This is a genomic window from Tindallia texcoconensis (assembly GCF_055383815.1).
In genome coordinates, this window is the sequence record NZ_AP042431.1 from 949,950 (window position 1) to 962,192 (window position 12,243).

At 42.7% G+C, this 12,243-nt stretch carries 7 protein-coding genes; 3 read left to right on the top strand and 4 right to left on the bottom strand.

Annotated elements, in window-relative coordinates:
• Positions 1-151: 151 nt before the first annotated feature.
• Genes ACZ47N_RS04475 through ACZ47N_RS04485 form a run of 3 tightly spaced genes read left to right on the top strand, consistent with a single transcriptional unit; the run spans position 152 to position 5,788 of the window.
• Entirely contained in the window at positions 152-1,663 is a 1,512-nt protein-coding gene (locus ACZ47N_RS04475; protein ID WP_464887935.1) for an Hsp70 family protein, read from the top strand.
• Positions 1,664-1,678: 15 nt separating this feature from the next.
• Positions 1,679-3,982 carry an AAA family ATPase gene (locus tag ACZ47N_RS04480; protein ID WP_464887936.1) on the top strand — a complete coding sequence of 768 codons (2,304 nt, stop codon included), beginning with the start codon at positions 1,679-1,681 and terminating at the stop codon, positions 3,980-3,982.
• Between the two features lie 15 nt (positions 3,983-3,997).
• The gene (locus ACZ47N_RS04485; protein WP_464887937.1) at positions 3,998-5,788 is read left to right on the top strand and encodes a hypothetical protein; all 1,791 of its coding nucleotides are present in this window, start codon (positions 3,998-4,000) and stop codon (positions 5,786-5,788) included.
• Between the two features lie 80 nt (positions 5,789-5,868).
• Here the strand turns inward: ACZ47N_RS04485 and ACZ47N_RS04490 are convergent, their stop codons facing one another.
• The 4 genes from ACZ47N_RS04490 to ACZ47N_RS04505 all read right to left on the bottom strand — a co-directional run bounded on the left by ACZ47N_RS04490 (position 5,869) and on the right by ACZ47N_RS04505 (position 12,238).
• On the bottom strand, positions 5,869-6,342 hold the full coding sequence (locus ACZ47N_RS04490) for a flagellar protein FliS (RefSeq protein WP_464887938.1): 474 nt from the start codon (positions 6,340-6,342) through the stop codon (positions 5,869-5,871).
• Positions 6,343-6,612: 270 nt separating this feature from the next.
• Positions 6,613-8,226, bottom strand: coding sequence for a flagellin N-terminal helical domain-containing protein (locus tag ACZ47N_RS04495; RefSeq protein WP_464887939.1), 1,614 nt, complete (start codon positions 8,224-8,226; stop codon positions 6,613-6,615).
• A 258-nt stretch (positions 8,227-8,484) separates the two neighbouring features.
• On the bottom strand, positions 8,485-8,781 hold the full coding sequence (locus tag ACZ47N_RS04500) for an EscU/YscU/HrcU family type III secretion system export apparatus switch protein (protein WP_464887940.1): 297 nt from the start codon (positions 8,779-8,781) through the stop codon (positions 8,485-8,487).
• Between the two features lie 181 nt (positions 8,782-8,962).
• Positions 8,963-12,238, bottom strand: coding sequence for a DUF6240 domain-containing protein (locus ACZ47N_RS04505; protein ID WP_464887941.1), 3,276 nt, complete (start codon positions 12,236-12,238; stop codon positions 8,963-8,965).
• Between the last annotated feature and the right edge of the window lie 5 nt (positions 12,239-12,243).

Below are 12,243 nucleotides of genomic sequence, written 5' to 3' on the forward strand. Positions count from 1 at the left end.
CTTCCTTGGATTTTTTCAAACTGATTTTTAATATTCTGAAACACCTTGCTGTCTTCCCCTTATATAAGGTATAATATTTTTTATTACAGCCTTATTCTAGTATGCTTGTATGCTTAAAGACATCCTATACCCTAGGGAAGGAATGAATAAAATGATCATCGGAATTGATCTTGGCACTACCTTTTCCGCTATGGCTTTTATAGATGCTCAAGGAAATCCTCAACTCATTCCTAATAGCGAAGGGAAACGGACTACTCCTTCTGCCATTATGTTTGAAGAAGATGGAAGCGTCATCGTGGGAGAGATCGCACGAGAAAATGCTCTCTTGGATATCACAACGGTTGCGGAGTACATAAAAGATGAAATGGGCAACCCAAATTATCGCTTCCCATGGAAGGACCATGCCTATACCCCAGAAGAACTATCCGCATTAATTCTTAAGAAACTAAAAAAAGACGCCGAGAGCTATTTAGGAACGCCCATTGAAAAAGCCGTCATCACCGTACCGGCTTATTTTAATGATGCCCAGCGGAAGGCTACTCAACATGCTGGCATGCTGGCTGGCCTAGACGTATGTAAAATTATCAATGAACCCACAGCCGCTGCCATCGCTTTTGGTGCAGAAAAAAAACTAAAGGACTGTCGATTGCTGGTGTATGACCTAGGCGGCGGTACTTTCGACGCCACCATTGTTCATTATCAAGATAATATGGTTCATGTGAAAGCCACAGATGGCATCCGTCGGCTAGGTGGCCATTTCTTTGACCAAGAAATCCTTCGACATGTTGCCCAAATAATTGAAGAGAAGCATGGCATCGATCTTTATGAGGAAGAATATGCGGAAACCTTGCAAGAATTAGTAAAACTTGCAGAAGACTGTAAAATCCATTTAAGCACGCGAAATGAAACCTACCTTCCTTTTCGTTGCCATAAAATCCGTGAACGCATTAAAATCACTCAAGAGGAGTACCATCAACTCATCAAAAAACTCTACGAAAGAACCGAAGCCATTGTGATGAGTACTTTGTCCGATGCCGAGATGACCTGGGAAGAAATCGATATGATCCTCTTGGTCGGTGGCGCTACTCGAACCACGTATATACGTCAGCGTTTAAAAGCCCTTTCTGGAAAAGACCCTTGCTGTGAAATCAATCCAGATGAAGCGGTTGCCATGGGTGCCGCCATCCAAGCCGCTATGCTCACGGAGACCCCTGAAGCCCAACCAGAAAACGCCCTTCAAATCACGGATGTATCCTCTCATGGCATCGGCATTGTCACCTTGGATGCAGCCACAGAAAAACATATAAACTCTATGATCTTAGAACGAAACACCCCTCTTCCCGCCAAAGAAAAGAGACGTTTTTATACCGCCGAGGAAGATCAGGAGATAATCCGATTAGAAGTAACAGAAGGAGAGTTTGCGGAACTGGAAAACGTAAGTATTATCGGTTCCTTTGAAATAGAAATCCCTAGACTATTGCCCAGAGGAAGCGAAGTTGAAATTGAAATGATGCTGGATGAATGTCAGCTCTTACACGTCTATACCCGCATTCCCTCTGTCAGCAATTTTTTTAAGGAACTACATCTCAATCGAAACGCTTGTCTCTCTGATGGGCAAATAGTCAAAAGAAAAGACCTGGTTTCAAAAATTCAAATCGCCTAAAAAGGGGGCTGACGGATGAATTTCAAAAAAGAACTCCAATCCCTTACCGCCAACCATCAATGGAAAAAAGCCTATTCCCTTGTGGAAAAAATTGATTTATCCGATTCTACGGATCCAGAGTTCCTTTATCTGGCAGGGCTTTCCTATGAAAAAAACCACTATATCCAACAAGCCCTGACTTTGTTGAGCAAAGCTTACTCCCATGAACCTAAAAACCTAAAGTATGCCAAGGCCTTAACCGAAGTAGCCTTAATCGGATCACAACCGCTTCTTGCCACGGATGCTTTAACCTACTTAGAACAGGCCGAACCCGACGCCCTCACCACCCTTCGCTTTAAAGCCCATTGGTTAAAGTTGAAGCAAGAAGACCCAGCAATAAGACGAGATTTACTGAAAAAAATCACCCGTGAATCCTATGAAGAGTCCGAAGCCATGGAACTCGCTGAACTTTACCTTCATCTAGGGGACGAAAAAAAAGGAAAAACCGAATGTCGTCGAATTATTCATTATTTTCGTCGTGGACCCGTGGTGGACAAAGCTTCCCAGCTTCTTGAAGACCTAAAAAAAGAAACGGAAAAGCCCTCCACACCTCCTCAGTCCTCACCCCAAAAGATGGTGCGCCCTGCTCCAACAAAGGGTAGCCCTCATAAAACTTCTCCAAAACCCACTCCACTGCCGCCGGAGATTGAAAAAGAGTTCGCTTCCCTGATAGGCATGGATTCCGTCAAGCAGCAATTTATCAGTTTTGTTAATGAGGCAAAGCTCGATCAAAAACGTGGCCTTTCCAGTAAGGATAACCACCTTCAGGACCGCAGTTACCATTTTATGCTTGTAGGAAATCCTGGAACTGGTAAAACCACCGTTGCTCGAATTATTGCCAAGGTTCTTCATCAATTAAATATCCGAAGTGCCGATACCCTCGTAGAAGTAGACAAAAGCAATCTTGTTGGTCAACATATTGGTGAGACAGAGAAAAACACCCGCCAATATATCCAACAAGCCTCCCAAGGAACCCTGTTTGTTGATGAAGCCTATACCCTCTATTCCAAGGACAATCCCAAAGATTTTGGCCGTGAAGCCCTGAACGTCCTCATGAAATCCATGGAAGACAAGCGGGATACCATGACAGTGGTACTAGCCGGCTATGAAAAACAGATGAAAGAAATGCTGAATGCTAACCCCGGACTAGCTTCCCGCATAGATTTTACCATCCGTGTTCCGGATTACTCAGATGAAGAACTCCTGCAAATCGCAGATGAAATTGCCCAAAAACGCATGCTCCTCCTGACAGCTTCCGGCAAAAAAGCCTTGTTACACCGTATTCAGCAAGAACGTATCGATGATAAATTCGGCAATGCCCGCTTTATTCGATCTACTTTAAATGAAGCCTATCGTACACTAGCCAATCGACTTTCCCAAAGCAATCATAGTCAAGATGATATGTATAAACTTACGGCAGAAGATTTTGGAGTTGATTTACAGTTATCTCCTGAAGAAGAAATTAGCCAAGCCTTAGAAGAGTTAAACCAGCTTACCGGACTAGAAAGCGTCAAGAAAAACGTAAAAGAAACCGTCAACAATCTTCGGGTTCGAAAAGAAATGATTCGAAGAGGTCTTTTAAAAGAAAGTGGCAGCTCCGAAACCCTTCACATGGTTTTTTCTGGCAACCCAGGTACGGGTAAAACCACTGTGGCACGAATTATTGGACGCATTTATAAATCTCTAGGAGTTCTAAAACGTGGCGATGTGTTTCAGGAATGCACCCGTGCAGACTTAGTTGGTCGTTACCAAGGCCATACGGCAGAAAAAACCAAAACCCTTATTAGCGATTCCCTGGGTGGCATCCTTTTTATCGATGAAGCCTACGGCCTTTATCAAGGAGAAAATGACACCTTTGGAAAAGAAGCCATCGATACCCTCATTGCTGAAATGGAAAACAAAAGAGATCGACTCCTAGTTATTCTGGCAGGATATCAAGAAGAAATGGAAGCTCTTTTAGAAGCCAACCCAGGCTTTAGAAGCCGTATCAGCACCAGCATCGTTTTTGAAGATTATTCCCTGGAGCAACTAAAAGAAATTTTTCTCTCCATGACCCATAACCAGCAGCTTCATCTGTCTGCTGAAGCATATCCACTTTTAGAACAACGTTTGGCAGAATCTTTAGCATCAAAAGACTTTGGCAATGCTCGAGGTGTTCGAAATCTTTTGGATCAAGCCATCCGCAGCAAAAACAGTCGAGTAAGTCGCCTATTGGATGCAGGAAAAGAACCTAAGGAATATGATTTCTTAAGGATTACACCAGAAGATTTAAAAGCATAAAAAGGAGGCACGATCATGTCGAACTATTACAAAGAATTGGAACTTGATCCAAAGGACACCACCGATGTTCTAAGAAAAAAAGTCCAAAGCATTCATAGCATGGCCATACGCCGGCTTAACAGCACCCTAGGAGATGCGGAAAGAGAATATAATGCTCGTAAAACCTTGGAAAAAATCGAACATGCCCTAGACATCTTCCAAAACGATGAAAATCGAAAGGCCTATGATGAATCTTTGGGAGGTTCCGAAAAAAGCAGGGGAAATCTGACGGCAGAAAAACCAACAACTCCTGATGCCGTTGAAAAAAATATTTCATCTTCTGAAGCTCCCAGCAATACACAGGAAGACCCGTCACCACCACCTATAACAGATGAAGAGGCTGAAGATAACCGAAAACTGCAGGATATTATGCTAAAAAAAGCTATTAAAGAAGCCTTGGAAGAGCAACAAGCTTCACAGAAAGATGTTTCAGAACCCTCAAAACAAAACACCCAACGGGCCAAAGCCCATAACTTTGTGATTCGAGCAAAACAGTCTTTGGATGCTATCCTTGCAGAACAGAAATGGCAATCGTCCTACTGGGACAAAAGCCGCTTGGAACAAGTCAAAGAGTTTACCGAAGCTGCTTTAAATGAAGATGCAACCTATCCGGTTGCGTGGGAAGTTTTTTTCTATTACCATGTTATCCTAAAAAATTCCAATTGTTTCACTTATGACTTATCGTTGCTAAATCCATCCGATATCTCTATGGCCATGACAAATTGCAGGCGATCTGCTAATTATGAGAACATCGAAAAATTGCCAGATTTCGATGAGTATCAACATCTATTACGCCAACTTGAAGAACTGGAAAATGTGAAGATATCTTCTCTGAGAAGTAATGCCACTTTACTTCAGAAACTATCAAACCAGAAAGATGACCTAAAAGCATGGTTAGGTTCTGAAAAGCGATTCCAGCCCATTGCTCGCATCGTAGAAGATTATCGGCAAGAGGCCCAAGCAAAAGCACCTGATCATTATATACGTGCTGCCTCTTTGCCTAATGAAGTCTGGGAAGCCTATAAAAAAATCCAGGAGTATTCTTCAGCTTCGGAACAAGAAGAAATCCACCAGCGAATTTTGAACTTTCTAGAAAAAGTATGGCAAAGTGATCTAGATTACGCTTATAAAAACTATTGCGCTTGCCTTGAAAATGATATTTTGAGTCCACTGAAGCAACTACAAAATCGCTTGGATTTAGTCGATAAGAAATTTCATTCTGCCAAAGTACAGTCAGAAATGATGAATGCACCTACACGTTTTATTTTAGGCATGGGATTGCTTTTTATCAGTTTCTTTTTTCATGGCGTTAAATTAAATCACTATGACTCTTGGCTTTCTGACAATGTTATTGTCTTGCTCTATGATTATTGGGTGTTTAAAGATGTTCGTGTCTTTGGAATTATTAACCTATGGCGCCGTAGAATCATGAACCTCATCCCCATTGACACCTTAGGTTTTGTTTTTTACGACCTGCTTATTTTAGTCATTATTTACCTCATTTACAAAGTAACCGTTACCCTAAAAGCATCCACCGCTTATGTTCAATGGGGCCTCATGTTTATTACTTTACCCCTTTCCGCCATTGGTGCTTTACGGTTTGGCAGCTCTATCGGTTGGCTCCCAGCTATCTTGCTAATTCTCCTTTATGGGTATTTGTTATTTGATTGGATATTACTCGTTGGGATGGCTGAATATACTTCAGAAACAGATAAGACAGGAAAAGCCGTCACCCCCATAGACAAACTATTTGGCTTTAAACGTTAAAAAAAAGAAGGTGGAATATTCCCACCTTCTTTTTTAGATTCCTTTACCCTATAAGCTATGAAGCTTTTACCTGCTTTGACCTAGCCTCTGCCCAATCGGTCATCGCCATCCATGACATTCTCATTGAGGGTTCCTTTACCATAAGTCATTCCTGCCACTACAGAAGGGCCCTTTTGACCCGCCGGTGTTTCTGCCAAAGACGGATTTTTCTCCAAATGCTGCCAGCCTTCCAATACTGGTTTCAGTACTTTTTTCGCCTCTTCCAAAGGAGCTTCCACCCCTCGATTCCCTGCATCTGTTACCAACTTATTCATATAAATATATAACTGACGAGAAGAAATCGCCACTTCCGAATCTCCCCAAAGCGTTGCCAAGAGTTCCGCTAAAATAGCTCTGGCTTTATCCGTAGCCACCTTCAACAGGGCTTGATCACGGATATGAATGGCGTGTATTCCCTGATCAAAGGCTCCGTCTAATCCTTCCAACATCATTACCACCAGTTCCGCTGCACTGGCATTTTCCACTTTTTCTGCGAATATTTCTTGCTCTGTCATAGCCTGCCCCCTCTAACATCCGGCTCAGTGGGAACGGAGCCCCATGTGCCTTTCCCTTATCTTTTACCTCTAACCTATTCCCTTGTCCCCTATAACCTATTCCTTATAACCTGTTGTTCTATAACCTGTTCCCTTGTCCCCTATAACCTGCTTTTCTATAACCTGCTTTTTAACTCTAATCTCTTAACTTATAACCTATAACTTTCAACTTATAACTTTTAACTTATAACTTTTAACTGCTTTTTAAACTGGTTTCCAACTGCCCTTCCCCTATCCTTGCAACAACTGCAGTACCATTTGCGGCTGCTGATTGGCCTGAGCCAACATAGAAGTTCCAGCTTGCATCATTACATTCATCTTTGTGAATTCGCTCATTTCTAGAGCCATATCTGCGTCTTCAATACGAGATAAGGCGGCGGTCATATTTTCTTGGGTATTATCCAAGTTGGCCGAGGTGTACTCCAAACGGTTTTGAATGGCCCCCAGTTCTCCACGAAGCTGAGCCACGTGGACAATGGCATTATTGTATACGGTGATGGCTGCGGTAGCCGTTTCTTCTGAGGAAACATCCAATGCATATTCATTTAACTCATCTGTTAAACCATCTGTCACCCCAGGATCCTTAAAGAACTCAGCCCCCCTTACACCAGTGGCACCATCCGGTCGAGTAGAACTAATCCGAAGTTCCGTAGCTCGAATATCGCCTACCACCAAACGGAAGCCTTGGCCTTGATTCGGTCCAATTTGAAGGTTTGCCACAAATTCATCTGGAGTTCCTTCGATGAAAACCCGCTGTCCTTCAAAACCTGGTTTATCCGCCGTTAAAATAAGTCTAGTGTCTACGTTATCATCCACTACAATACTATCAATTCCATCAAAAGCCATGCCTGCTATTTCACCAGCGATGCCCGAAGCCTCTTTGTATCCAGTTCCATCCCATATATCGATAGGTCTATTAGCACCTGTATAAGGGCCTGTAGAACTATCAAAGAATTCTATTTTTTCCTTGCCAATGGTAATAGTGGAGCCAGCTTCTGGTCTAGCCGTAAAATTAATGGCACCCGAAGCCACATCACTGTCATTTTCTGCATCTCCACGAGCAGATGCTTTTCCATTCTCTGCATCAGTAACAAAAATTCCATTGGCTACTGCAGTATCATCTGTTAAGGCGGTGCTTTCTAAGACTATTTCACTACTTCCACCAACGGAATTACTTCGGATTTCAAAGTTTCCATTGTTATCTTCAATGATCGTCCCTAACCCTCTAATGGCTTCATTCATATTCTCAATCATTTTAGCTCGATCATCCGCATCATCCGCATCGCCGGTTAAAATAACGGTTCGGGTTTCCCCATCAATGGTGATATCCACTTTTTGGGATTCAATATCCCCTTTCAGTTCTCCTGTTAAAACAGCTGGGCTACCTGTGCTCATTCGATGCACCGTGGTATTCGAATTAGGACCTTCATTACCTTTCAGAAGGTTTCGAGTGTTAAATTCAGTTCCATTGGCAATTCGGTTGACTTCGGAAGTCAACTGATTCACTTCTGCCTGAATCGCTTCTCGGTCATCATCCGTGGTGGTTCCATTGGCAGATTGCACTGAAAGTTCGCGCATTCGTTGCAACATGGAATGCACTTCGTTCATGGCTCCTTCTGCTGTCTGGATCAAAGAAATACCGTCTAAGGTATTCTGGCTGGCTTTTCGAAGGCCACGAATTTGAGTCTTCATTTTTTCACTGATGGCCATCCCCGCAGCATCATCTTTTGCTCGGTTGATCCGACGTCCTGAGGATAGTCTTTCCATTATGTCAGAAGACGTATTGTTATTTCGACTTAAAATTCGATGGGCATTCAATGCCGGGATGTTATGGTTAATTCTCATGGGTGATTCCCTCCACTCTGATATTTTTTATTGTCTGAACCCTCCATGGTTTTGACTGCGGCACAATGCCCTCCTTGGCCTGTTACCGTTTGCTTTCTCTCAGATGCTCCTTTGCTGATCCCTTGGCTGTATTATTTCTTTCATGATTGTTATCGTCTGTTTAAGGGTAATACTTTAGACGATTTTTGTTTCTATCCTATTCTTTGCGCCCCTTGGCATCCTTTGCAGTTCATGGTTTTTTATTTAATTTTATTTTTCTTACCTGCGTTTTAAGTCCCTATATTTTCCTTTTTCTTTATCTACGGATTCCACAAATACCAACACCTGAGCTACAATTTCATATAGTTCCTCTGGGATTTCCGTTCCAATTTCAAACTGAAGCAATTCCTTCACCAACCTCTCGTTTTCATATACCACCACATCATGTTCTTGGGCCTTTTTAACCATATTGTCCGCCACCATACCTTGACCCTTTGCCATGATTTTGGGAGCAAAGTCCTTTTGAAGGTCATAGCCCAAGGCTACGGCTCGTTTTCGTTTTTTCCTTTCTTCCAAGGCTATTCCCCTCTTTCCTTCCCGCCCTTCGTGTTCATCTCTCTTGTGACTTTATTCTTTTGAACTTAATGATCCATTATCACTTATCCATTATCACTTATCCATTATCACTTATCCATTATCACTTATCCATTATCACTTATCCATTATCCATTATCACTTATCCATTATCCATTGCTCTCTAGATTTGCAAGTCTAGTATTCCACTTCTCAATCCCCGAAACTTCTGCACCTCATCTGCTAAGGTCAAGGTATGTTGTTCTTCTTCTACTCGGAAGGAAAAGTCTTTGATCTCATAGCCCAATTCTTCCATGGTTTCATGCAATTGATTGGAAAAACGCTCCATCCATTGTCGATCTTCTTCCTGATCCACACCCATTTTCATCACAATTTTTTTATATTTAACTCCCAGAAAAATATTAAGATTCCCCATATTTTCTGTATCGAAATTAAAGAGAATCGACATATCTTCTGGGTCGATCTTCTTTCCTTTTTGATCGTTCATAAAAAACATCTGCAGGTTTTTTGCTTCGCCGTTCATCATAAAAGGAAGCTGAAAAACCGAGTCTTCCCGATTTAACTGGCTTTGAAGCTGTAAGGCATTCATCAATTGCTCTGAAGACCTTCCAAAACTTTCCCTCTCCCCAGCATTCATTTCTGTCATGCCCTTCTCGGCTTCTTGTAGTATGTGACCAATTTGCCGATATAAGTCTGCCGCTGGTGGTTTTCCTTTGTGTAACTGTTCACCTACTTGATGCATAAGAGTCTGTAACTGAAGGGCTGCTTGACGTGCCGGGTGATCTGATTTATCTGAATACTGTAGCAATCGATCTGTTAGCTCACCTAAAAGATGGCCCATCTGATTCTTATTCTGAAGAAACAAACCGGTTTGTCGAACTTCTTCCAGATTAACTGGTATAGCATTTTTTACCATTAAGGATAATGCCCCATTTTGCCGAGATTCACTGGCCAAAAGTGCTTTCATAGATTCCAGATTTTTGGTTATTCGTTGCATTTGTTCAGGCTGTATCTCTCCAGATTCCTTGGAGGAAGGCTGAAACTGCTGGGCTATTTGTTGAAGGGTTGTTTCAGGGGAAATAGTCCCTGGAGAAGTCCCCATAAACCCACGAGGATCCTGAAGAATAGTCTGCAATTGCCGTTGAATTTGCATTAATTCCTGCATGTTTTCTCGATTTAAGGGCATTTCATTGGCTATGATGGCTCTTGCTAAGGATTTCATCTCCGCTAAAGCATCCTGATCTTGGATGCTTTGGGGCGCCATCTCCATTACATGCCTGGAAATAAGGGTTTCTAATGCCTTCGGCAGTTCCTTTGGCAATGTCATAGGATCTGTCCTCGTGTCAATATTCATTTTTTGCTTATAGTGATCTTCCGTTTGGTTTCCTTCTATCAATGCTTGAGTTGAAGCCAACGATGCTGCCGTAATAGGAATCTGGTGCTTATGAAGAAAGGCCAAAGTATCTGGATCTGCTTGCTGTAGTATATTAAAAATTTCCATCCGCTCCAGGCCCTGTTCTAGGGTTATGGTTGGCGTCCCAGCTACTTTCATTCCATTCATGAAAGCTTCCAATTCGTAAATAGACATTTGCTCTGGCGACATCTGTTGACTCACTGCCTGCTGAACCGTTGCCACTGTAAGATTCTGATGTAGATTCTCCACAGCTCCACGAAGTTCATAAAGCTGAGCTACCCGAGTTTCCGTCAGAGGAAGCTGTTGCAAACTAAGGGCACGGGCTGCATCAAACTCTCCATGCTGTTGCACAGCATGAGCACTGGCACCTCGTTGTACCAAGTAAGCTTCCATAGCTTCTTGGGCTTTTTCTATGCCTTCTGTTGTCTGACTTTCCAGTGGTAGGGCTTTTGCTGGGTTCTCCGCTACAATCTGCTGGCTTTGGGCCAAACTCTCTAGGGTCATAGGTGCCTGCTGTCGCTGATGATGGGCCGCTGCTTCCAAACTAAAGTCACTAAGGCGCCCCAGCACTTCTGCCATTTTCAGTACTTGTTGGTCTGTTTCACTCAAGGTAGTAATGATCCCTTGATCCGCCATAGGCGCTAACTGACTTAACTTCAAATCGCCACCCTGACGTACCAATTTAAGCAACTGAACTTCGTCCATTTTTCCTAGTTTTTCTATCTGCTGTTGTAAGTTCTTTAAAATGGCTTCCTTTTCCTTGGCTGTCATTTCTCCCCTAGAAGCAAAGGATTCCTCCTTTATTTGGGTTTCATACTCCTGTAGCCAACGGGCAATTTCTGTCACATCGGTTTTTTCCACTTGGATGCCAGCTTTTTGCATCGCCGCCACTTTTTCTGGATCTAATTTTTCCGCCACCACTCGAACTGCTTCTTTCAATGCTTCCATCCGTTCTATGGTTTCAGCCGTCACTGGTATGCTGTTTTTCAAGAAGGTTTTAGCCGTTGTCATCCTCTCTTGAGATACGTCCAATCCTTCGGATCTCAATTGGTTGGCGATGCTTTCTTCCATCCTCTCCAAATCCGAAGACGAAAGAGGCTGAACCGCCCCTGCGTCCCCCTGATAAGCCCTATAGGATGTAGCTTTTCCTCCTGCTACAGGTTCTGTTTCTACTTTGCCCGAAACCATGGATTGATTCAATTTAAACAAATGATCCAAGGTGGCATCCACTTTCCCTTTAAGAGGCTCTAATAAGGCTTCTTCCCTTATGTCTCGAAGTGCATGAACTTTATCCAGCACCTGCTGCACGGCTTCAATTTTGTTCTTACTGGGTGTCATCCCTATTCGATCCAAGGCTTTAATCGTATCCGTAATGTCTTTTCCCATTTTGCTTCCATAAATCTTTGTGGCTATTTTTTCTGCTTGTTCTGTGGTCATTTCCTTTTTAATCCCCAGCCATTTCAAAAATGAAAATCCTTCTTTGGAAGTTGGAGCTTCTTTCAGCAATTGGGCTAACTCCTGTAGGGAGGTACGATCTAAATCAATATTTTTGTTCATTAACTCCAGTGCTTTTTCTGGGTTCAAGTCTTCCATCACTTGATTCAAGAGGTTTTTAGAAGTAATAAAGGCCATCACATTGCCCCGCGTTAGTTCTACGCCATGCTTCTGTAATGCTTCCAGCGCCTCTCTGGACTCTTGGCTGGGTTTGATCTGAAGCCGATCCAACAATTTATCGGTTTCTGCTTTCCCCTCCTGCTTTTTTCCTTCCTCTACTTGAGTGTTGATATGCTTCTTCACTTCCATCTTCTCAATGTTTCTCCCATCAATGCTAACGGTTTGACCTGGTTTTTCAGGAATTTCCTGTTTTAACGTAGCATGGACGACGCGACTATCCGAAATCCGCACCTGTACTTCTCTGGCTTTTTTTTGCAACAATTCACCTGTGATCTTGGCTGGTGTTTGTGGTTTATCATAGGTGAAACTTTTCACCGGTGCTGAAATTTTATCAAAAAAGGATGAAATCATTGTTT

Bases quoted from the DNA above. Each gene is read 5' to 3' on its own strand.
- ACZ47N_RS04475 (WP_464887935.1), top strand. From the start codon at position 152: ATGATCATCGGAATTGATCTTGGCACTACCTTTTCCGCTATGGCTTTT.
- ACZ47N_RS04480 (WP_464887936.1), top strand. From the start codon at position 1,679: ATGAATTTCAAAAAAGAACTCCAATCCCTTACCGCCAACCATCAATGG.
- ACZ47N_RS04485 (WP_464887937.1), top strand. From the start codon at position 3,998: ATGTCGAACTATTACAAAGAATTGGAACTTGATCCAAAGGACACCACC.
- ACZ47N_RS04490 (WP_464887938.1), bottom strand. From the start codon at position 6,342: ATGACAGAGCAAGAAATATTCGCAGAAAAAGTGGAAAATGCCAGTGCA.
- ACZ47N_RS04495 (WP_464887939.1), bottom strand. From the start codon at position 8,226: ATGAGAATTAACCATAACATCCCGGCATTGAATGCCCATCGAATTTTA.
- ACZ47N_RS04505 (WP_464887941.1), bottom strand. From the start codon at position 12,238: ATGATTTCATCCTTTTTTGATAAAATTTCAGCACCGGTGAAAAGTTTC.